The organism is Microbacterium sp. C448 (genome assembly GCF_000582705.2).
GTDB classification, from domain to species: domain Bacteria; phylum Actinomycetota; class Actinomycetes; order Actinomycetales; family Microbacteriaceae; genus Microbacterium; species Microbacterium lacus_A.
Window position 1 is genome coordinate 1 of record NZ_HG779614.1, and the last position, 20583, is coordinate 20583.

Annotated in this window: 17 protein-coding genes; 11 read left to right on the top strand and 6 right to left on the bottom strand. The window is 66.7% G+C overall.

Features of this window, described 5'->3' with window-relative positions:
- Positions 1-336: 336 nt before the first annotated feature.
- The 11 genes from MIC448_RS03010 to MIC448_RS03060 all read left to right on the top strand — a co-directional run bounded on the left by MIC448_RS03010 (position 337) and on the right by MIC448_RS03060 (position 12255).
- Positions 337-777, top strand: coding sequence for a MarR family winged helix-turn-helix transcriptional regulator (locus tag MIC448_RS03010; RefSeq protein ID WP_036295873.1), 441 nt, complete (start codon positions 337-339; stop codon positions 775-777).
- Positions 778-871: 94 nt separating this feature from the next.
- The gene (gene uvrA, locus MIC448_RS03015; RefSeq protein ID WP_036295875.1) at positions 872-3757 is read left to right on the top strand and encodes an excinuclease ABC subunit UvrA; all 2886 of its coding nucleotides are present in this window, start codon (positions 872-874) and stop codon (positions 3755-3757) included.
- A gap of 2 nt (positions 3758-3759) precedes the next feature.
- Positions 3760-5703 carry an excinuclease ABC subunit UvrC gene (gene uvrC, locus MIC448_RS03020; RefSeq protein WP_081766153.1) on the top strand — a complete coding sequence of 648 codons (1944 nt, stop codon included), beginning with the start codon at positions 3760-3762 and terminating at the stop codon, positions 5701-5703.
- A gap of 25 nt (positions 5704-5728) precedes the next feature.
- The gene (gene rapZ / locus MIC448_RS03025) at positions 5729-6607 is read left to right on the top strand and encodes an RNase adapter RapZ (protein ID WP_036295878.1); all 879 of its coding nucleotides are present in this window, start codon (positions 5729-5731) and stop codon (positions 6605-6607) included.
- Between the two features lie 41 nt (positions 6608-6648).
- On the top strand, positions 6649-7626 hold the full coding sequence (gene whiA / locus MIC448_RS03030; RefSeq protein WP_036295881.1) for a DNA-binding protein WhiA: 978 nt from the start codon (positions 6649-6651) through the stop codon (positions 7624-7626).
- A 143-nt stretch (positions 7627-7769) separates the two neighbouring features.
- Positions 7770-8396, top strand: a complete 627-nt coding sequence (locus MIC448_RS03035) for a superoxide dismutase (RefSeq protein ID WP_036295884.1) — start codon at positions 7770-7772, stop codon at positions 8394-8396.
- A gap of 123 nt (positions 8397-8519) precedes the next feature.
- Positions 8520-9530: a type I glyceraldehyde-3-phosphate dehydrogenase gene (gap, locus tag MIC448_RS03040; RefSeq protein WP_036295887.1), complete on the top strand. Its 1011-nt coding sequence runs from the start codon at positions 8520-8522 to the stop codon at positions 9528-9530.
- A gap of 8 nt (positions 9531-9538) precedes the next feature.
- On the top strand, positions 9539-10756 hold the full coding sequence (pgk, locus tag MIC448_RS03045) for a phosphoglycerate kinase (RefSeq protein WP_036295890.1): 1218 nt from the start codon (positions 9539-9541) through the stop codon (positions 10754-10756).
- The gene (gene tpiA, locus MIC448_RS03050) at positions 10744-11556 is read left to right on the top strand and encodes a triose-phosphate isomerase (RefSeq protein ID WP_051513035.1); all 813 of its coding nucleotides are present in this window, start codon (positions 10744-10746) and stop codon (positions 11554-11556) included. The genes pgk and tpiA overlap by 13 nt, the downstream gene beginning before the upstream one ends.
- A 92-nt stretch (positions 11557-11648) precedes the next feature.
- Complete coding sequence (secG, locus tag MIC448_RS03055) at positions 11649-11897, top strand: preprotein translocase subunit SecG (protein WP_036295896.1); 249 nt, start codon at positions 11649-11651, stop codon at positions 11895-11897.
- A 1-nt stretch (position 11898) separates the two neighbouring features.
- Positions 11899-12255, top strand: coding sequence for an RNA polymerase-binding protein RbpA (locus tag MIC448_RS03060; RefSeq protein ID WP_036295899.1), 357 nt, complete (start codon positions 11899-11901; stop codon positions 12253-12255).
- 15 nt (positions 12256-12270) lie between these two features.
- On the opposite strand, the gene pgl is transcribed toward MIC448_RS03060, so the two are convergent.
- The 6 genes from pgl to tkt are packed head-to-tail and all read right to left on the bottom strand — an operon-like array spanning position 12271 to position 20397.
- Positions 12271-13062: a 6-phosphogluconolactonase gene (gene pgl, locus MIC448_RS03065; RefSeq protein ID WP_036295902.1), complete on the bottom strand. Its 792-nt coding sequence runs from the start codon at positions 13060-13062 to the stop codon at positions 12271-12273.
- Entirely contained in the window at positions 13052-14002 is a 951-nt protein-coding gene (locus MIC448_RS03070; protein WP_036295903.1) for a glucose-6-phosphate dehydrogenase assembly protein OpcA, read from the bottom strand. Before MIC448_RS03070 ends, pgl begins: the two co-directional genes overlap by 11 nt.
- Complete coding sequence (zwf, locus tag MIC448_RS03075) at positions 13999-15549, bottom strand: glucose-6-phosphate dehydrogenase (protein ID WP_036295906.1); 1551 nt, start codon at positions 15547-15549, stop codon at positions 13999-14001. The genes MIC448_RS03070 and zwf overlap by 4 nt, the downstream gene beginning before the upstream one ends.
- A gap of 20 nt (positions 15550-15569) precedes the next feature.
- Positions 15570-17189 carry a glucose-6-phosphate isomerase gene (locus MIC448_RS03080; RefSeq protein WP_036295909.1) on the bottom strand — a complete coding sequence of 540 codons (1620 nt, stop codon included), beginning with the start codon at positions 17187-17189 and terminating at the stop codon, positions 15570-15572.
- Entirely contained in the window at positions 17186-18304 is a 1119-nt protein-coding gene (tal, locus tag MIC448_RS03085) for a transaldolase (protein WP_036295912.1), read from the bottom strand. The genes MIC448_RS03080 and tal overlap by 4 nt, the downstream gene beginning before the upstream one ends.
- Positions 18301-20397, bottom strand: coding sequence for a transketolase (tkt, locus tag MIC448_RS03090; protein WP_036295915.1), 2097 nt, complete (start codon positions 20395-20397; stop codon positions 18301-18303). Before tkt ends, tal begins: the two co-directional genes overlap by 4 nt.
- Positions 20398-20583 lie beyond the last annotated feature (186 nt).

Sequence of the window (20583 nt, forward strand, 5' to 3'; positions counted from 1 at the left end):
GGCTACGGCCTGACCCGCGGCTACGGCCAGACCCGCGGTTATGGCCTGAGCCGCGGCTACGGCCTGACCCGCAGCTACGGGCAGTGCAGCAGCGGCTTCGGGCCGGAGCGATCGATGGTGTGACTGTCCATCGGTGCGTGGCAGATCGGGCACGGGGCGGGACCGGACGGCTCGGGCGCGACGTCGTCGTAGGGTCCGACTGCCGCGGGGCCCGCGACGCGGATGAGCGATGCGTTGAACCATTGGTACAGCCCGCCCGCTTCGCGAATGCGTTGCCGGAGCGGGGTCTTGTGGGTCATAACAATTAGTGTACTAAGTAATCGCTAGACTGGGTGCATGCCAACTCCCGACGATCTGCTGCGCCTCGACAACCAGGTGTGCTTCGCGATCGTCACGGCGGCGCGCAACGTGGTGTCGATCTACCGGCCCATCCTGGAGCCGCTCGGGCTGACGCATCCGCAGTATCTCGTCATGCTCGCCCTGTGGGAGAGCGCGCCTCGATCGCTCGGCGAGCTGGCCGAAGAACTCGCCCTCGAGCCCGCGAGCCTGTCGCCTCTGATCAAGCGCCTGCAGTCGCAGGGCCTGGTCAGCAGGGATCGATCACCGGACGACGAGCGGATGCTGCGGATAGCGCTCACCCCGGCGGGCACGGCGCTCCGCACGCGCGCCCTCGAGGTGCCGACGCAGGTAATGGCGTCCGTTGGGCTCGACGCGGAACGTCTTGCGGCGTTGCGGGACGCGCTCGGCCCGTTCGCCGGCCGCGGCGGAAGGCCCTGAATTCAGTGACGGGTGTGCGCACGCGTTCGGGCTCAGACATCCGCTCACCGCGAACCGCGAAGCCGGTGTCGGTGGCCGCTCCTACACTTGACGAGTGCCTATCGTCCCCGTTGCTACGTCGTCGAAACTGAGCGTCAGAGGCGCTCGGGTTCATAACCTCAAGAACGTCGACCTCGAGATTCCGCGTGATTCGCTGGTGGTCTTCACGGGGTTGAGCGGATCGGGTAAGTCGAGCCTCGCGTTCGACACGATCTTCGCCGAGGGGCAGCGTCGTTACGTCGAGTCGCTGAGCGCCTACGCGCGCCAGTTCCTGGGTCAGGTCGATCGTCCCGACGTCGACTTCATCGAGGGCCTCAGCCCGGCCGTCAGCATCGACCAGAAGTCGACCAACCGCAACCCGCGGTCGACGGTCGGCACGATCACCGAGATCTACGACTACCTGCGCCTCCTCTGGGCGCGCATCGGCGTACCGCATTGCCCGGTGTGCGGCGAGGTCATCCAACGACAGACGGTTCAGCAGGTTGCCGACCAGCTCGTCGAGTTGCCCGAAGGTACGCGCTACCAGATCGTCGCTCCCATCGTGACCCAGAAGAAGGGCGAGTTCGTCGACCTGTTCCGCGAGCTTGGGGCGAAGGGGTACTCTCGCGCGATCGTCGACGGTGACTTGATCCAACTGTCCGAGCCGCCGGCGCTGAAGAAGAGCTACAAGCACGACATCGCGGTCGTCGTCGACCGCTTGGTGGCGGGTCCCGACATCCTCGGGCGTGTGACGGATTCCGTCGAGACCGCGCTGGGGCTCGCGGGCGGAGTGATGCAGGTCAACTTCGTTGACGAAGAGGGCGACGAAGCCTGGCAGAGCTTCTCCGAAAAGCTCTCGTGCCCCAACGGTCACCCCTTGCAACTCACCGAGATCGAGCCGAGGACGTTTTCGTTCAATGCGCCGTTCGGCGCGTGCCCAGAGTGCTCGGGGCTCGGCACCCGGATGGCGGTGGACGTGGATCTGCTGCTCGGCGACGAGTCCGCGTCGATCCGAGAAGGTGTCATCGTCCCCTGGACCACTCAGGGCAAGGGACTCTTCCAGTACTACGAGCGCCTTCTCGAGGGTCTCGCCCGCGACCTGGACTTCTCGCTCGATACGCCATGGCGGAAGCTCCCGGAAGAGGTCCGCGAGGCGGTCCTGCGCGGCGAGGACTACAAGGTCACCGTCAAGTGGAAGAACCGCTACGGGCGCGAGATGCGCTACGCCTCTGGGTTCGAGGGCGTCGTGCCCTACATCGAGCGCCAGTGGTTGCAGGCGGAGTCCGACACGCAGCGTGGCCGCTGGGGAGAGTTCCTGCGCGAAGTCCCGTGCCCCGTGTGTGACGGCGCCCGCCTGAAGCCCGAGGTGCTGGCCGTACAGGTGCACGGCCATTCGATCGCGGATGTCACACGGCTGAGCCTGTCCGATGCCTACGAGTTCATGCAGACGCTGCAGCTCACGAATCGTGAAGCGAAGATCGCGGCGCAGGTCCTGCGCGAGATCCGTGTGCGCTTGGACTTCCTCTTGCAGGTCGGACTCACCTACCTGAACCTCGGTCGCTCGGCCGGTTCGCTCTCCGGTGGTGAGGCTCAGCGCATCCGACTCGCGACGCAGATCGGCTCGGGCCTGACCGGCGTGCTTTACGTCCTCGACGAGCCGTCGATCGGGCTACACCAGCGCGACAATCGTCGTCTGGTTCGAACGCTCGAGACCCTGCGCGACCTCGGCAACACGCTGATCGTCGTCGAACACGACGAAGAGACCATCCAGGCCGCGGACTGGGTCGTCGACATCGGGCCGCTGGCCGGCGTGCACGGCGGAACGGTTGTCCACTCCGGCCCGTATGAGGCGCTCCTGACCGACGAGAATTCGCTCACCGGCGATTACCTCGCCGGGCGCCGTGAGATCCCGACGCCCCGCAAGCGCCGCAAGATCGACAAGAATCGCAAGATCACGGTCGTCGGTGCGCGCGAGAACAATCTGCGGAACGTGAGCGCGGACTTCCCGCTCGGGGTACTCACCGCCGTCACCGGCGTGAGCGGCTCGGGTAAGTCGTCGCTCGTCAACGACATCCTGTATCAGGTGCTGGCGTCACGCCTGAACGGCGCCCGCACGGTTCCCGGCAAGCACACACGCGTCACGGGCTTGGACGATCTCGACAAGGTCGTGCACGTCGACCAGAACCCGATCGGCCGCACGCCGCGCTCCAACCCGGCGACATACACGGGCGTCTTCGACCGCGTTCGCACGCTGTTCAGCGAGACCCCCGAGGCGAAGGTGCGCGGATACCAGCCCGGTCGCTTCAGCTTCAACGTCAAGGGCGGACGCTGCGACGCGTGCTCCGGTGACGGCACGATCAAGATCGAGATGAACTTCCTGCCCGACGTGTATGTGGACTGCGAGGTGTGCCACGGCAAGCGCTACAACCGCGACACCCTCGCCGTGCATTACAAGGGCAAGAACATCGCCGAAGTCCTGGAGATGTCGATCGAAGAGGCGGCCGACTTCTTCGAGCCGATCCAGGCGATCCACCGCTACCTCAAGACACTGGTCGATGTCGGGCTCGGATACGTCCGTCTCGGCCAGTCCGCCACGACACTCAGTGGGGGAGAGGCGCAGCGCGTCAAGCTCGCCACCGAACTGCAGCGCCGCAGCAATGGACGCAGCATCTACGTTCTCGACGAGCCGACCACCGGCCTGCACTTCGAGGATGTCCGGCGCCTGCTCGAGGTACTGGGCGGTCTCGTGGACAAGGGCAACACGGTCATCGTCATCGAGCACAACCTGGATGTCATCAAATCCGCGGACTGGGTCATCGACCTCGGGCCCGAGGGTGGCTCCGGCGGCGGTCAGATCGTCGCGACGGGCACGCCCGAGCAGGTGGCCCGCAACGAGAACAGCTTCACCGGCGCCTTCTTGGCGGAGGTGCTGGGACAGCGCGAGCAGCGCAAGGCGGGGTAGCCGTGGCCGCCGCGTCGTCCCGCCCGCAGCTCCCGTATCGTCCCCGGGCGGGCGAGATCCCCACCAATCCGGGCGTTTACCGGTTTCGGGATGCTTCCGGGCGCGTACTCTATGTCGGCAAGGCGAAGAATCTTCGGTCGCGGCTGAGCAACTACTTCGCGCCGTTGCACACCCTTCACGAGCGAACCCGCCGCATGGTCACGACCGCGACGTCCGTCGAGTGGACCGTCGTCGGAAGCGATGTCGAAGCGTTGCAGCTGGAGTACATGTGGATCAAGGAATTCGATCCGCCCTTCAACGTGCGCTACCGCGATGACAAGTCCTACCCCTTCATGGCGATCACGCTGGGAGACGAGGCTCCGCGCGTTGTCGTCACCCGCAACCGGCGGATCTCCGGGGCGAAGTATTTCGGACCGTATCCGAAGATCTGGGCGGTGCACGACACGATCGACCTGATGATCAAGGTCTTCCCTATCCGCACGTGCAGCGACTCGAGTTATCGCAAAGCGATGCAGACGGGGCGTCCCTGCTTCCCCGGTCAGATCGGCAAGTGCGGCGGGCCGTGCTCGATGAAGGTGACGATCGACGAGCATCGGGCGATTGTGGATGACTTCGTCGCGTTCATGTCCGGCGGCGATCAGAGGTTCCGGACGCAGCTGTCTGCCCGTATGCGCGAGGCGTCGGCCGCGATGGACTACGAGAGCGCGGCGAGCTATCGAGACAAGCTCGCGGCCGTGGACGCGGTGCTCTCGCGTAGCGCGCTCGTGCTGGGTGAGGACGTCGATGCGGACCTGTTCGGCATCGCCGAGGACGAACTTGCCGCGACCGTGCAGCACTTCGTCATCCGAGGTGGACGCATCCGTGGCGTGCGTGCGTCGACGATCGAGAAAGAACTCGACATCGAGGGCGGCGATCTGGTCGATCAGGTCCTGCAGCGCGCCTACGGCGACGCCCCGGCAGCAGACATCCCGCGCCGCGTCTTCGTGCCGACGCTCCCCTCGGATGCGACAGAGCTCGAGGAGTGGCTGCGCGACAAGCGCGGGCGACCCGTTACGGTGCAGACCGCGCAGCGGGGACGCAAGGCGGACTTGCAGCGCACGGCGAACCTCAACGCCCAACAGTCGCTCATGCTGCACAAGACGCGCCGCACGAGCGATTACATCGCCCGCAGCCAGGCGCTCACAGACCTGCAAGAGGCGCTGGGCCTCGCCGTGGCGCCCCTGCGGATCGAGTGCTTCGACGTGTCGCACCTCAGCGGGTCCAACGTCGTGGCGTCGATGGTCGTTTTCGAGGATGGGCTGCCGCGTAAAGACCAGTACCGGTCGTTTTCGATCGCCGAGACGACGGATGACACGGACTCCATCCACCAGGTTCTGACGCGTCGACTGGCCTACCTCGACCGGCCCGAAGAGCCCGAGGTGGAGGGCGCGCCGCGCAAACGCCCCCGCTTCGCGTACCCGCCGCAGCTCCTCGTGGTAGACGGCGGTCGGCCACAGGTCGAGGCCGCGGCGCGAGCCCTCGCGGACTCGGGGCATGAAGAGATCGCCCTGTGCGGCATCGCGAAGCGGTTGGAAGAGGTCTGGCTTCCCGGCGACGAGTATCCGGTCATCCTGCCGCGCACGAGCGAGGCGCTCTACCTGTTGCAGCGGCTGCGAGACGAAGCTCACCGGTTCGCGATCACACATCAGCGTTCCCGTCGCCGCAAAGACATCCAGAGCGTCCTCGCCGAGATCCCCGGACTCGGCGCCGAACGTATTCGGGTCCTGTTGAGGCACTTCGGTTCCGTCGCGGCTCTGAAGCGCGCCAGTGCGGATGAGATCACCGAAGTGAAGGGCATCGGGCCGAAGCTCGCCGCGACCATTCAGTCGCGGCTGCAGGATGCCGCGGAGGTGTCAGCAGCCGTCGAGGGCGCGAGCGTCCCGCCCCTCGCCGAGTCAGTAGGCTAGAAGAAGGGCGAATCGGGGCGGAGCGATGACGGATACGGACGGCAGCGCGGGGGAAGTCCTGGTGGTCACCGGCATGTCGGGGGCGGGCAGGTCGACAGTCGCCAACGCGCTCGAAGACCTCGACTGGTACGTGGTCGATAACCTGCCGCCGCAGATGTTGCGGCCGTTGCTCGACATCACGGGCCTCGCCGCCGGAGCGCTTCCCCGTGTCGCCGCGGTTGTGGACGTGCGCGGAAGAGGGCTCTTCGAGGACCTCCCCGACGTGATGAGCGCACTCCGCAAGGGCCGCCAGGTCCGGCTCGTGTTCTTGGATGCGTCCGACGAAGTTCTCGTGCGCCGTTTCGAAGCGGTCCGTCGGCCGCATCCGTTGCAGGGCGAAGGCACGATCCTCGACGGGATCCATCGGGAGCGTCGCCGTCTCGCTCCCATCCGCGAGAGCGCGGATCTGATCATCGACACGAGCGCCTACAACATCCACCAGCTCGCGACCACGGTGTCGGAGCTGTTCCTGGAGGAGAGTTCCGCGCGCCACGCGATCACCGTGCAGAGCTTCGGCTTCAAGTACGGGGTTCCGCCGGACGCGGACCTCGTGGCGGACATGAGATTTCTCCCCAACCCCTTTTGGAACGAAGATCTTCGCCACCTCACCGGTCAGGACGAACGGGTGAGAGACTTCGTGCTCGCACAAGAGGGGGCGACCGAATTCTTGGATGCCTACGCGTTGTCCCTGGCGCCCGTATTGGCCGGGTACCAGCGCGAGAACAAGCGCCATTCCACGGTCGCCGTGGGGTGCACCGGGGGCAAACACCGCTCGGTCGCCATGGCGGAGCAGTTGGCCGCTCGGCTCTCCTCCGTGCCCGGGGTCGCCGTGCGAGTGAAGCATCGGGATCTCGGTCGCGAGTAGGCTAGGCGGGTTCACGTTCGACCCGATCCGAGGAGCGCAGGTTGCCACTCACCGCCGATGTCAAGGCCGAACTGGTGACCATCCGTGAGTCGCGGGCAACGGCGCGCGTCGCCGAAGTGACGTCTTTGCTGCGTTTCTCGGGCGGACTGCACTCCATCGCGAACCGGATCGCGATCGAAGCGGAGCTGGACTCCGAGGTGCTCGCGCGTCGTACAGCGCGTGACCTGGTCGAGCTCTATGGTGTTCGTCCCGAGCTCGGGCATGTCCAAGCATCCTCCTCTCGTCAGGAGGGCCATTTCGTGGTTCGGGTCATCGAGGGCGGCGAGACACTCGCGCGTCAGACGGGCCTGCTCGATCAGCGTCGTCGTCCCGTACGCGGTCTGCCCAACAAGCTCACGACGGGATCCCGCGAAGACCTCGCCGCGATCTGGCGCGGAGCTTTCCTCGCCGCTGGCACCCTGACCGATCCCGGCCGCTCGGCGGCGCTGGAAGTCACCTGCCCCTCATCCGAAGCCGCGATGGCGCTCGTCGGCGCCGCACATCGTCTGAGCGTGGCGGCGAAGGCCCGCGAGGTGCGGGGTGTGCACCGCGTCGTCGTGCGTGACGGAGAGGCCATTCGTGCCATCCTGCAGGCCATGGGTGCCGTGCGCGCGGCGGCGGAGTGGGAGCAGTTGCGCCAGCGGCGTGAGGTTCGCGCGGGAGTGAACCGCCTCGTGAACTTCGACGATGCCAACCTGCGACGTTCGGCCCAAGCTGCCGTGGCTGCGTGCGCGCGCGTCGAGCGAGCTCTTGAGATTCTCGGACCCGGAATTCCCGACCACCTGCGGGAGGCCGGCGAGCTGCGCCTCGCACACCGCGAGGCGAGTCTCGACGAACTTGGGCACCATGCCGATCCGCCACTCACGAAGGACGCTGTCGCGGGCCGCATCCGTCGCCTGCTCGCGATGGCCGACAAGCGTGCCGAGGACGAGGGCATCCCCGGGACCGAGGCGGGGATCCCCGTCGACGTCGACGCCTGATCGAACGCAGAGGCGACGCGACAGCGATCCGATCCATGTTCCGGATCGGGAAGCAAGTCCCTGGCCTCTGTGTTGCCCCTCGTTAGGATGAGAACGTCATCCGCGCCGCGCGAAGCGTGGCACCGACAGGAGGAAATACGACTATGGCGACTTACACGCTGCCCGAACTTCCCTACGACTACGCCGCACTCGAGCCGCACATCAGTGCCTCGATCATGCAGCTGCACCACGACAAGCATCACCAGGCCTATGTGACGGGCGCCAACACGGCGCTCGAGCAACTGGCCGAGGCCCGCGACAAGGGCGACTTCGCGTTCGTCAACAAGCTCGAGAAGGACCTCGCGTTCAACCTCGGCGGGCACACGAACCACTCGATCTTCTGGACCAACCTCTCGCCGAACGGTGGCGACAAGCCCACCGGCGAACTCGCGGCCGCCATGGATGACCACTTCGGTTCGTTCGACAAGTTCACGGCTCATTTCACCGCCGCCGCGCTCGGCGTGCAGGGCTCCGGCTGGGCCGGACTGTTCTGGGATTCGATCGGTCAGAACCTGATCATCCAGCAGTTCTTCGACCAGCAGTCGCAGTTCGCCGCGGGCACGGTTCCGCTTCTCCTCCTGGACGTCTGGGAGCACGCGTACTACCTGGACTACAAGAACGTCCGCGCCGACTACGTGAAGGCTTTCTGGAACATCGCCAATTGGGCAGACGTTCAGACGCGCTTTGAGACCGCCCGTGAGAAGACTGCGGGTCTGCTGGTAATGTCGTGACGAAGGCGAGGACGCCGCTGAGCCCTCGCTGAGTCGAGGGTCCGGCGTCCTCCTTTCATCCGAAAACGCGCGTATCCGCGCACCTAAAGGCGCCGCCCCGCGCCATGAGAATCGGGAGACACCGTGTCTGTCAAGATCGGCATCAACGGCTTCGGCCGTATCGGACGCAACTACCTTCGCGCGGCACTCGCGCAGGGCGCTGACCTGGAAATCGTGGCGGTGAACGACCTCACCGACAACGAGAGCCTCGCTCACCTGCTCAAGTACGACTCGGTCGGCGGAGTTCTGACCGAAGACGTCACGTACGACGCGGACTCCATCACCGTCGGCGGCAAGAAGATCCGTGTCTTCGAAGAGCGCGACCCCGCGAACCTGCCCTGGGGCGAGCTCGGCGTGGACATCGTCATCGAATCGACGGGGCGCTTCACGAAGGCCGAAGACGCCAAGAAGCACATCGCCGGCGGCGCGAAGAAGGTTCTGATCTCGGCGCCCGCCACGGGTGACGACGCAACCATCGTCATGGGCGTCAACGAAGAGACCTACAACCCCGAGACCGACGTCATCATCTCGAACGCGTCGTGCACGACCAACTGCCTCGCGCCCCTCGCCAAGGTGTTCAACGACGCCTTCGGTATTGAGCGCGGGTTCATGATGACGGCCCACGCTTACACCGCTGACCAGAACCTGCAGGACGGCCCCCACAGCGACCTGCGCCGTGCGCGCGGCGCCGCGATCAACATCGTCCCCGCGTCGACCGGTGCGGCCAAGGCCATCGGCCTCGTCCTGCCGGAACTTCAGGGCAAGCTGAGCGGCTCGTCGTACCGCGTTCCGGTTCCCACCGGATCGATCGTCGACCTGACGATCGTCACGCCCACGGAGGGACTGACGGTCGACCAGATCAACGCGGTTTACAAGACCGCCGCGGCCGAAGGCCGTCTCAAGGGCATTCTCGAGTACACCGAGGACCCGATCGTCTCCAGCGACATCCAGGGCAACCCGCACTCGTCGATCTTCGACGCCGAGCTCACCAACGTCAGCGGCAACCTGGTCAAGGTCTCCAGCTGGTACGACAACGAGTGGGGCTACTCCAACCGCCTCGTCGACCTCACCGAGTACGTCGGCGAGCGTCTGTAGGTCTGTCGATGCCCCTGCGCACCCTCGATTCGCTGGGGTCGCTCGCCGGCACGCGTGTCATCGTCCGCTGTGATCTGAACGTCCCCCTGCGGGACGGGAAGATCACGGACGATGGCCGCGTGCGCGCGTCGCTGCCGACCCTGAACGCCCTCATCCAGCGCGGCGCTCGCGTCGTCGTCTGCTCGCACCTCGGTCGACCCGACGGTACGCCCGATCCGAAGTACAGCCTGGAGCCGGTCGCGCAACGCCTGTCGGAACTCCTCGCCAAGCCGGTCGCGTTCGCGCGTGACACGGTGGGGGAGTCTGCGCGGGAGGCCGTTGCGGCCCTGGAAGACGGCGATGTCGCGGTTCTCGAGAACCTGCGCTTCGAGCCGGGCGAGACGGCGAAGGATGCGGCGGAGCGTCGCGCGTTCGCGGAACGCCTGGCAGCACTTGGCGACGCCCTCGTCTCGGACGGGTTCGGTGTCGTCCACCGCAAGCAGGCGAGCGTCTACGAACTCGCCGAGCTCGTGCCATCCGCAGCAGGTCTGCTCATCCAGACGGAACTGGATGTCCTCGACCGGTTGACGGAGAAGCCCGACCGTCCCTACACGGTGGTGCTCGGCGGATCGAAGGTCAGCGACAAGCTCGGCGTCATCTCGCACCTTCTTCCGCGCGTCGATCGCATTCTGGTCGGTGGCGGCATGCTCTTCACCTTCCTCGCGGCGGAGGGATTGAAGGTCGGTTCGAGTCTGCTCGAAGCGGACCAACTCGACACCGTTCGCGACTACGTGCAGACCGCGAAGGACACGGGCGTCGAGCTGGTGCTCCCCACGGACATCGTCGTCGCGTCGAAGTTCGGTGCGGACGCCGAGCACGTCGTGACCGCTGCCGATGCGATCGAAGACACGGCGTTCGGTGCTTCCGGACTGGGGCTCGACATCGGTCCTCAGAGCGCGGCTCGTTTCGCCGAGCTCATTCGGGGGAGCAAGACGGTGTTCTGGAACGGCCCGATGGGTGTCTTCGAGATCCCGGCGTTCGCCGCCGGAACGAAGGCCGTGGCCAAAGCCCTCACCGAGGTCGACGGTCTGAGCGTGGTCGGTGGCGGGGATTCCGCTGCTGCCGTGCGTCAGCTCGGATTCTCGGACGATCAGTTCGGCCACATCTCGACGGGCGGCGGAGCCAGCCTGGAATTCCTCGAGGGTAAAAAGCTCCCCGGACTGGAGGTCCTCGGATGGGAACAGTGACACAAGGCGGCTCGCGCCAGGGGCGTACGCCGCTGATCGCGGGCAACTGGAAGATGAACCTCGACTACCAGCAGGCCATTGCGCTGGTGCAGAAGCTCGATTGGGCTCTGAAGGACGCCAAGCACGACGCGAGCTCCGTCGAGGTCGCCGTGTTCCCGCCCTTCACCGACCTGCGAAGTGTGCAGACGCTGATCTCGGCCGACAAGATCGAGTTCTCGCTCGGCGCGCAGGACCTCTCGGTCCACGATTCGGGCGCCTACACCGGTGAGATCTCGGGCCAGTTCCTGAAGAAGCTCGACTGCGAGTACGTCCTGATCGGGCATTCCGAGCGTCGTCAGTACCACGATGAGGGCGATGACGTGGTCGCAGCCAAGGTCAAAGCCGCCATCAAGCACGGCCTTGTCCCCGTGATCTGTGTCGGCGAGACCGCCGAGGATCTCGAGACCCATGGTGCGAGCGCCGTCCCGGTAGCGCAGTTGAAGACGGCCCTCACGGATGTCGCGACCGGCTCCGAGGTCGTCGTGGCGTACGAGCCGGTGTGGGCCATCGGTTCGGGCCAGGCCGCTACTCCCGAGCAGGCTCAGCAGGTCTGCGAGAAGCTTCGCGCCGTGGTCGCCGAGACTCTCGGAGCCGACCCGGCAGCGGCAACACGCATTCTGTATGGCGGTTCGGTCGCGGCCGGCAACATCGCGGGTTTCATGCGTGAGCCCGATGTCGACGGGGCTCTCGTCGGAGGCGCGAGCCTGAAGGTCGACGACTTCGCGGCCATCATCCGTTATCAGAAGCATGTAGGTGTCTAGGCTCGCGCCTATACTTGAGCACGCCGTTGTTTGACGACTGGCTGTTTTACGAACTTGCGCCCTCCCGACGGGTGCTCTGAAAGGCTTTTCCGGTGGAGATAATCGAATTCGTGATGCAGGTGATCCTCGGCATCACGAGCCTCTTGCTCACGCTGTTGATCCTTCTGCACAAGGGGCGCGGTGGCGGGCTGTCCGACATGTTCGGCGGCGGTATGACATCGTCCCTGGGCTCGTCGGGCCTCGCGGAGCGGAACCTCAACCGATTCACCATCGTTCTCGCCTTGACGTGGTTCGTTGCGATCGTCGCACTCGGCCTCATCACCAAGTTCCAGGGGATCTGACATGGCTACAGGCGGCAACGCGATCCGGGGCACCCGAGTGGGCGCTGGCCCCATGGGTGAGCAGGACCACGGGTACCACGCCGAGCGGGTCGCCGTTCCGTACTGGGACGCCCTGGGAAATGAGACGGTTCGCTACTTTGCCGCCGGAGTGCCCGAGGACGAGATTCCGGACACCATCGACAGCCCGCACTCTGGTCTTCCGGCCGGCCGTGACAAGGCCAACCCACCGGCTCTGGCCAAGACCGAGCCGTACAAGACGCACCTCGCCTATGTGAAGGAGCGTCGTACGGACGAAGAGGCGGCCGCGCTTCTCGACGATGCGCTTCGTGCCCTGCGCGAGCGTCGCGGCCTGGACTGAACCCCTTCAGATCTCTCAGTCGGGGTCGATGAGTTCCGCGGGAACTTCCGCGGCGGCATCGGCGTCGACGAAGAACAGCGTGCGGTGCCGACCCTTCGCCCCCGCGGCGGGCACACTCGTGTAGCTTGCGCCGGCGAGAGCCAGTCCGAGCGCCGAGGCCTTCTCAGACCCGGTCAGGACGAGCCAGACGCGCTGCGAAGCGTTGAGGACGGGGCGCGTCAGCGTCACCCGCACCGGCGGCGCTTTGGGTGAGTCGTGCACGGCAACGGCGGCCCGATCGGTGACTCCGATTTCCGGGCGGTCGGGGAAAAGGGACGCGATGTGGGCGTCCGGCCCGACGCCGAGAAGACAGATGTCGAAGCTCGGCCACGCGCCGGCTTCTGCGTCATCCGACGCCGAGAAGCGAGCAAGCTCTGTCGCGTAGGCTTCGGCGGCGGCCTCGGGGGAGTCCGAGCGGTCGGACGCGAGAATCTCATGCATGTTCTCGGCAGGCGCATCGAGCTGGCCGAGCAACGCCTGACGTGCTTGCAGGGCGTTCCGATCCGGGTCGGACTCGGGTACGTAGCGTTCGTCGCTCCACCAGAAATGCACGCGCGACCAGTCCACGAGTCGCATGCCCGGTTGCTCGGCGATCGCGGCAAGAACGGCGACACCGGCACGTCCACCCGTGAGCGACACGTGCACGATGGGACGCTCGACACTCAGGACGGTGAGCTTCTCGACCATGCGTCGCGCGACGACCGACATGACCGTGTCCCTGTCAGCGCTGACGACGACGCGACGATCGGTGAGGTTCTCAGTCGACATGCGGCTCCCGGCTGACGGGCGGGTCCAACAGCTCCCAGCCCTCGGTGATCACACGACCATACAGCAGGTCGGGATCGAGGCGACGGAGCTCTTCCGCGAGGCATTCGCGCAGGGTACGTCGCGGAAGCACCAGGTCGTGCTGCGGCTGGCCTTCCTGCGTCAGGCACGCGATGGCAGGGGAGGACCGCTCGAGCAGGATGTCTCCGCTCTCGCGCTGGAGCGCCACCGACTTGATGCCCTCCTGCCATTCCTCGGGAGGCATGTACTCCCACGTCACGGGGACATCGAGCTTCAGACGCAGCCAAGCGGCGAGGAGCGCCGTCGACGGCGAGCTGCTCGCACCGCGGACGATGGCCGAGGTGACCGGCGTGTACGGCGGCTGGTCCAGCACGGCCGCGAGCTGCTCGCGCCAATGCGTCAGGCGCGTCCACGCGAGATCCGTGTCGCCCGGCGCATGGTTCTCACCGAGGTTGGACAGGCGGTCGGCGGCGCGCGGGCTGGTCGATGCATCCGTGATCCGGCGTTGCGCCATTCGCCCCAAAGGCGACTCGGAGGGGGTTCGCGGCGGCTGATCGGGCCACCAGACCACGAGAGGGGCGTCGGGGAGCAGGAGACCTGTGACGAGGCTCTCTTCGTTCGAAGCCGCGTCGCCGGTGGCGCGAAGCACGATGACCTCGCTCGCGCCGGCGTCGCCGCCGACCCGGATCTGAGCGTCCACCCGCGGCTCTCCGGAGTCGTCCGTCAGGAGGACGATCACGCGCATCGGGTGCTCGCGCGACGCGTCGTTCGCCGCCTCGATCGCATCTTCTTCGAGCCCGTGCCGGGTCGCGATGATGAGCGTCAGCACGCGGCCGAGCGCGACCACTCCGCCTTCCTCGCGCGCGTTGACGAGGGCCTTCGCGATCTGGCTGACAGTGGTGTCGGGCATTTCGATGATCATGGGCGTCTCCAGACTCGTCCGTCGCGGGCGAGCAGCTTCTCGGCAGAGGCCGGGCCCCACGATCCGGGACTGTACTGCTCGAGCGGTCCGCCCTGGGCGGCCCAGAATTCCTCGACCGGGTCGAGGATGCGCCACGAGAGTTCGACTTCTTCGTGCCTCGGGAACAGCGGGGGTTCGCCGAGAAGGACATCGAGGATCAGACGTTCGTACGCTTCGGGGCTCGCCTCGGTGAAGGCGTGTCCGTAACCGAAGTCCATCGTGACGTCGCGCACCTGCGTGCCGGCGCCCGGAACCTTTGAGCCGAAGCGGATCGTGACGCCCTCGTCCGGCTGAATGCGGATGACGAGGGCATTCTGTCCGAGCTCGAGGGTCTGGCTGCGCAGGAACAGGTGCTGGGGTGCCCTCTTGAACACGACGGCGATCTCGGTGACGCGGCGGCCGAGCCGCTTCCCCGTGCGTAGGTAGAACGGGACTCCCGACCACCGGCGCGTGGCGATCTCGAGTTTGAGGGCGGCGAACGTCTCGGTCGTCGACGCCGCATCCATCCCATCCTCTTCGAGGAACCCGGCGACCTTCTCGCCACCCTGCCAGCCGCCGGCGTACTGCCCTCGGGCCGTCGCTTCGGCGAGGTTCGCGGGAAGCTGCACCGCGGCCAGGACCTTCTCCTTCTCGGCGCGAAGGTCGTGTGCCGAAAGAGAGATGGGCTCTTCCATGGCGGTCAGCGCGAGCAGCTGCAGCAGATGGTTCTGGATGACGTCGCGTGCCGCACCGATTCCGTCGTAGTAGCCCGCGCGGCCCCCGACGCCGATGTCCTCAGCCATCGTGATCTGAACGTGGTCGACGTAGTTGCTGTTCCAGAGCGGCTCGAACAGCTCGTTCGCAAAACGCAGCGCCAGGATGTTCTGAACCGTCTCCTTACCCAGGTAGTGGTCGATGCGGAAGATCGAATCCGCCGGGAAGGCGACTTCCAGCGCGGCGTTCAGAGCCCGAGCCGACGCGAGGTCGTGCCCGAACGGCTTCTCGATCACCACACGCCGCCACGCGTCGTCCGCGTCCGCGTTCTCGTTGACAAGACCCGAATCCCGGAGCTGCTTCGCCACCATGGCGAAGTCCTTCGGCGGGATCGAGAGGTAGTAGGCGTGGTTTCCCATCGTGCCGCGTTCGACATCGAGGCGTTCGACCGTCTCCCGCAGACGGCTGAAGGCCTCTGCGTCGTCGAACTCGCCCGAGACGAATCGGATTCCCTGCAGAAGCTGGCGCCAGGTCTCTTCGCGGAAAGGTGTGCGCGCGTACTGCTTGACCGCGTCGTAGACGACCTTTGCGAAGTCCTGGTCCTCCCAGTCCCGGCGCGCGAATCCGACCAGCGCGAACCCCGGGGGCAGGAGGCCGCGGTTCGCAAGGTCGTAAACCGCCGGCATGAGCTTCTTGCGCGACAGGTCGCCTGTCACTCCGAAGATGACGAGCGCGCTCGGGCCCGCGATGCGGTTGAGGCGACGATCGTCCGGGTCGCGCAGCGGATTGTGCCCGCGCGAGATCTCGATGGGCATACGGGTGTGCCTCTCTGGTTCTACTGGGCGGCTTCGAAGAGCGCCAGGACCTCGACCGTGGGATCGGTGAGCGTAAGCGTCACGACGGGACGTTGGTGGTCTGCGAGTACGGATGCGTCGCCCGAGGCCTGAGCCTCGATCAGCTGGCCGAAGGTGAACGGGAGTCCCGGGATCTCGAGGTCGACATCCGTGCGCTCGGTGATCTGCAGGAAGACGCCGACGGCGGGCCCGCCCTTGTGGAACTGCCCCGTGGAGTGCAGGAATCGCGGTCCCCACCCGAACGTCGTCGGACGACCCGAGTCGGCCGCGACGAGTTCGCGCAGACCTGAGAGCTGCGGGATCGCGAGGCGGTCGACGTAGGCCTGAACCGCGACGTAACCGTCCGCGGGCAAGCGCGACCACAGTGCGTCGAGGACTCCGGCGATCGTGCCGGAGGCGGCGAGCTCGGGGTCGCTGACGCGCACCTCGACGCCGTCCACGACGAACGCCGGGGGAGTGGGCTCGGGACGTGCCTCGAGCAGACCGCGCGTGGCGATCTTTGCCGACTCCACGTCAGGCTGGTCGAACGGGTCGATGCCGAGCAGGCGGCCGGCGATCGCCGTCGCGTACTCCCACACGACGAACTGCGCGCCGAGCGAACCGCTGACGAGGACCTCTCCCGGGTGACGCTCGAACAGGTGGAAGTGCTCCGCGTCGTCGACCAGGCGGACGATCTGCAGGTCGGGCAGGTCTTCGTCGAGCTCGGGCGACACGGGCAACAGCACGACGGGGAGGACGCCCGTTCCCTGCTTGCCGGTCGACTCGGCGACGAGCTGCTCGATCCAGTCGGGCAGCCCCACGATGTGGGTTCCGTCGCTGATCAGGCCCATTTTGTCGCGGCGTGGGTTGGTTCCCGCGATGGCGGCGGCGAGCACGAGGGCCGGGTTCTCGGGGCTGTCGATCGCGACCTCGAGGAGTGTGGCGTCGGCTTCGTCGAGAAGCTCGCCGATGTCGACACCGGCCAGACCCGAGGGCACGAGCCCGAACGCCGTCAGGGCCGAGTAGCGGCCTCCGACCGTGGGATCGGCGTTGAAGACGCGGTACCCCGCCGCGCGCGCAGAGACATCGAGAGGGGAGCCGGGGTCGGTCACGACGACGATGCGCTCGACCGGGTCGATTCCCAGGTCGCGGAAGGCGGCCTCGAAGGTGCGACGCGCGGAGTCCGTCTCGACGGTGCCGCCCGACTTCGACGACACGATCAGCGCCGTGCGGTCCAGCCCTCCAGTCTCGGAATCGCCGTCGAGCGCCGCGAGCACCTGACCCGGGGCGGTGGAGTCGAGGATGACGAGCGGGACGCCCGACGTCTGCGTGATGACCTCAGGGGCGAGCGACGATCCGCCCATGCCGGCGAGAACGAAGCGGTCGACACCACGGGCGAGCATGTCTTCTCGGAGCGCCTCGATCTCGGCGACGAGCGGACGCGAGACCGTCACGGCCTGCACCCATCCGAGACGCTTGGATGCCTCGGCCTCGGCGGTGGGGCCCCAGAGGCTCGCGTCACCGCTCGTGATCCCCGATGCCACGAGGTCGGCGATGAGGGTCGGGACGACCCGCTCGACGGCCTCTTTCGGGGCCCCCGAGACGTGGATCTCGAAGCTCATCGTGCCGACTCCGGTGCCCCAGCGAGGGCTTTCGTGACGGTCTCTTGCAGGTCGTGCCACGAGGCGATGAACTTCTCGACGCCCTCATCCTCGAGCACCTGGGTCACGTCGTCGATGTCGATGCCGACCGCCGCGAGTCCGTCGATGACGGCGTGTGCGTCGGCGTAGTTGGTCGTGATGGTGTCGCCGGTCACGGCGCCGTGGTCGAAGGTCGCCTGAAGCGTCTTCTCGGGCATCGTGTTGACGGTGCCGGGAGCGACAAGCTCGGTCACGTAGAGCGTGTCGGGCAGGTTCGGATCCTTGACACCGGTCGATGCCCAGAGCGGACGCTGGGCGTGAGCGCCCGCCTCGAGCAGCGCCGCGGCGCGATCCGATGCGAACTTCTTCTCGTACAGCTCGAACGCGAGACGGGCGTTGGCGATGCCGGCCTTCGACTTGAGCGCGAGAGCCTCGTCCGTGCCGATGACGCCGAGGCGCTTGTCGACCTCGGTGTCCACGCGAGAGACGAAGAACGATGCGACGGACTCGATCGATGCGAGGTCGATCCCGGCGGCCTGGGCCTTCTCGAGCCCTGCGAGGTATGCGTCGATGACATCGGCGTACCGCTCGAGGCTGAAGATCAGCGTGACGTTGACCGAAATGCCCGATCCGATGACCTCGGTGATGGCGGGCAGGCCCGCCTTCGTCGCCGGGATCTTGATGAGGGCGTTCGGGCGGTCGACGGCGGCCGACAGCTCTTTCGCCTGCGCGATGGTCGCGTCGGTGTCGTGCGCGAGATCGGGCGAGACCTCGATCGACACGCGGCCGTCGACGCCGTTGGTGGCGTCGAAGATCGGGCGGAAGATGTCGCACGCGTCGCGCACGTCGGTCGTCGTGAGCGAGAAGATCGTCTCATCGGCGGTGGCGCCGGCCGCGCGCTGGGCGTCGATCGCCTCTTCGTAGCCGATGCCTGCCGAGATCGCACCCTGGAAGATCGTCGGGTTCGTCGTCACGCCGACGACGTTCCGCGTATCGATGAGTTCCTGCAGGTTGCCGGTCGTGATGCGCTGACGCGACAGGTCGTCGAGCCAGATGCTGACGCCCGCTGCCGAGAGGTCTGCGGTGGGGGTTGTCATGAGTTCTCCTCGATGGTCTCGCGTGCCGCCTGGATGACAGCCTCGGCCGTGAAGCCGAACTTCTTGTACAACGTCTTGTAATCGGCGGATGCGCCGTAGTGCTCGATCGAGACCGAGCGACCGCGGTCGCCGACGATGCTGCGCCAGGGCAGCGCGATACCGGCCTCGACCGAAACACGTGCCGTGACCTCGGGCGGGAGGACGTGCGCACGGTACGCCGCATCCTGTTCGTCGAACCACTCCAGCGAGGGTGCCGACACGACGCGGGCGTTGATGCCCTCGGTCGCGAGCGCCTCGCGGGCGGCGACGGCGATCTGAACCTCGGATCCCGTCGCGATCAGGATCACGTCGGGCGTGCCGTTCGGTGCCTCGGCGAGGATGTAGGCGCCCCGCGCCACACCGTCGGTTGAGGCGAACGTGTCACCCGATGCCTCGCCATCGCCGCGCTCGAACGTCGGAACGTTCTGGCGGGTCAGGGCGATACCGGCCGGGCCGCCGTGGCGACGCAGCAGTTCGAGCCACGCCGCGGCAGTCTCGTTGGCGTCTGCGGGACGAACGAGCGTGAAGTTCGGCACGGCACGCAGGGTTGCGAGCTGCTCGATCGGCTGGTGCGTCGGACCGTCTTCGCCGAGGGCGATCGAGTCGTGCGTCCACACGAACAGGCTCGGGATGTTCATGAGCGCCGCCAGGCGGACCGGCGGGCGCATGTAGTCGCTGAAGATCAGGAACGTGCCGCCGAACGGACGCGTGGGTCCGTGCAGCACGATGCCGTTGATGATCGAGCCCATCGCGTGCTCGCGGATGCCGAAGTGCATGACCCGGCCGTACGGGTTGCCGCTCCACTCGTGCGTCGACCACTCCTCGGGGATGAAGGACTTCGCATCCTTGATCGTGGTGAGGTTCGACTCGGCGAGGTCTGCGGAACCGCCCCAGAATTCGGGCAGCTCGGCCGCGAGGGCGTTGATGACCGTTCCGGATGCGGCGCGAGTCGAGACATCCTTGCCTGCTTCGAAGACGGGCAGGGCGTCGGTGATGTCGGCCGGCAGCTCGCGGGCCAACATGCGCTCGAGCAGCGCTTTGCGGTCGGGGTGAGCCGCGGCCCATGCGTCGAACGCCTCCTGCCAGCGCGCCTTCTCGGGAGCGGTGCGGTCGGCGAGGGCGCGGGTGCGCTCGATGACCTCGTCGGGAACGACGAAGCTCTGCTCCGGGTCCCACCCGAGGACGCGCTTCGTCGCCGCGAGTTCGTCCGAGCCGAGCGCGGATCCGTGGATCTTGCCGGTGTTCTGCTTGCCGGGCGACGGCCAGCCGATGATCGTCTTCAGCACGATCAGCGACGGACGCGATGTCTCGCCCTTGGCGGCTTCGATCGCGGAGTAGAGCTCGGCGACGTCCTCGACGTATTCGCCGGTCTTCTTCCAGTCCACCGTCTGGACGTGCCAGCCGTAGGCCTCGTAGCGCGCGGCGACGTCTTCGGTGAAGGCGACGTTGGTGTCGTCCTCGATGGAGATCTGGTTGGCGTCGTAGATGACGACGAGGTTGCCGAGTTCCTGGTGACCGGCAAGCGAGGATGCCTCGCTCGTGACGCCCTCCTGGATGTCTCCGTCGGAAGCGATGACGTAGACGAAGTGGTCGAAGGGGCTCTCGCCGGCGGGTGCCTCGGGGTCGAACAGGCCACGCTCGTAACGCGCTGCGTAGGCGAAGCCCACCGAGGATGCGAGGCCCTGACCGAGGGGACCCGTGGTCATCTCGACACCATCTGTGTGGCCGTACTCGGGGTGACCGGGGGTGAGGGATCCCCACGTCCGCAGGCTCTTCAGGTCATCGAGTTCGAGGCCGAACCCACCGAGGTAGAGCTGGACGTACTGCGTCAGCGAGGAGTGACCCGCCGAGAGGATGAAGCGGTCGCGTCCGAGCCAGTGCGGGTCGGCGGGGTCGTGTCGCATCACGTGCTGGTAGAGGAGATACGCCGCGGGGGCGAGGCTCATCGCGGTTCCCGGATGACCGTTGCCCACCTTCTCGACCGCATCTGCCGCAAGCACGCGGACGGTGTCCACGGCCTGCTTGTCGATCTCGTCCCAACGCAGTTCCGACACCGGACCGCCCTTCGTCGTAGAGAGCGCCTCTGCCGCCTCTCGGGCACACGCCGAATCGTTTTTCGGTGGTGTTCACGGGGGAGGGCGCGAGGGCGCATGTCATGTCTTTCCAGCATAGCGAAGGGGCATCCTCGCGCGGCTGTTCGTATGACCCGGTGTGTTACCGGTGCCAGTCGGCGGGGAGGG

What these genes read in the sequence shown, in the direction of transcription:
- MIC448_RS03010 (WP_036295873.1), top strand. Translation starts at nt 337, where the DNA reads ATGCCAACTCCCGACGATCTGCTGCGCCTCGACAACCAGGTGTGCTTC.
- rapZ (WP_036295878.1), top strand. Translation starts at nt 5,729, where the DNA reads ATGACGGATACGGACGGCAGCGCGGGGGAAGTCCTGGTGGTCACCGGC.
- MIC448_RS03035 (WP_036295884.1), top strand. Translation starts at nt 7,770, where the DNA reads ATGGCGACTTACACGCTGCCCGAACTTCCCTACGACTACGCCGCACTC.
- pgk (WP_036295890.1), top strand. Translation starts at nt 9,539, where the DNA reads ATGCCCCTGCGCACCCTCGATTCGCTGGGGTCGCTCGCCGGCACGCGT.
- tpiA (WP_051513035.1), top strand. Translation starts at nt 10,744, where the DNA reads ATGGGAACAGTGACACAAGGCGGCTCGCGCCAGGGGCGTACGCCGCTG.
- MIC448_RS03060 (WP_036295899.1), top strand. Translation starts at nt 11,899, where the DNA reads ATGGCTACAGGCGGCAACGCGATCCGGGGCACCCGAGTGGGCGCTGGC.
- pgl (WP_036295902.1), bottom strand. Translation starts at nt 13,062, where the DNA reads ATGTCGACTGAGAACCTCACCGATCGTCGCGTCGTCGTCAGCGCTGAC.
- MIC448_RS03070 (WP_036295903.1), bottom strand. Translation starts at nt 14,002, where the DNA reads ATGATCATCGAAATGCCCGACACCACTGTCAGCCAGATCGCGAAGGCC.
- zwf (WP_036295906.1), bottom strand. Translation starts at nt 15,549, where the DNA reads ATGCCCATCGAGATCTCGCGCGGGCACAATCCGCTGCGCGACCCGGAC.
- MIC448_RS03080 (WP_036295909.1), bottom strand. Translation starts at nt 17,189, where the DNA reads ATGAGCTTCGAGATCCACGTCTCGGGGGCCCCGAAAGAGGCCGTCGAG.
- tal (WP_036295912.1), bottom strand. Translation starts at nt 18,304, where the DNA reads ATGACAACCCCCACCGCAGACCTCTCGGCAGCGGGCGTCAGCATCTGG.